At 54.9% G+C, this 355-nt stretch carries 1 protein-coding gene; it reads left to right on the forward strand.

Annotated elements, in window-relative coordinates:
* Positions 1-39 precede the first annotated feature (39 nt).
* A complete protein-coding gene (gene rpmA / locus A6X21_RS03110; RefSeq protein WP_068846053.1) occupies positions 40-309 on the forward strand; it encodes a 50S ribosomal protein L27 in 270 nt (89 codons plus the stop codon).
* The last annotated feature ends 46 nt before the right edge of the window (positions 310-355 follow it).

Consider the following 355-nt stretch of genomic DNA (forward strand, 5'->3'; position numbering starts at 1 on the left):
AAGCTTGAGCGGCAACGCTCTGACGTAGGAGTTTAGACCATGGCACATAAAAAAGCAGGTGGTTCGTCACGCAACGGTCGCGATTCAGCAGGCCGTCGTCTTGGCGTGAAGAAGTTCGGTGGCGAAAGCGTCATTGGCGGTAACATCATCGTTCGTCAGCGCGGTACCAAGGTATATCCTGGTTCGGGCGTTGGCCTTGGCAAAGACCACACATTGTTCGCGCTCGTCGAAGGCCGCGTGCGATTCCATGCTGGTAAACTTGGCCGCAAATATGTGTCGGTCGATATGCCAGCGATGGCTGCCGAATAAACAGGACAATCGATACCGGGTTGTCCAGACGGATGACCCGGAAATC

This window comes from Planctopirus hydrillae (assembly GCF_001707835.1).
GTDB classification, from domain to species: domain Bacteria; phylum Planctomycetota; class Planctomycetia; order Planctomycetales; family Planctomycetaceae; genus Planctopirus; species Planctopirus hydrillae.

Bases quoted from the DNA above. Each gene is read 5' to 3' on its own strand.
- rpmA (WP_068846053.1), top strand. From the start codon at position 40: ATGGCACATAAAAAAGCAGGTGGTTCGTCACGCAACGGTCGCGATTCA.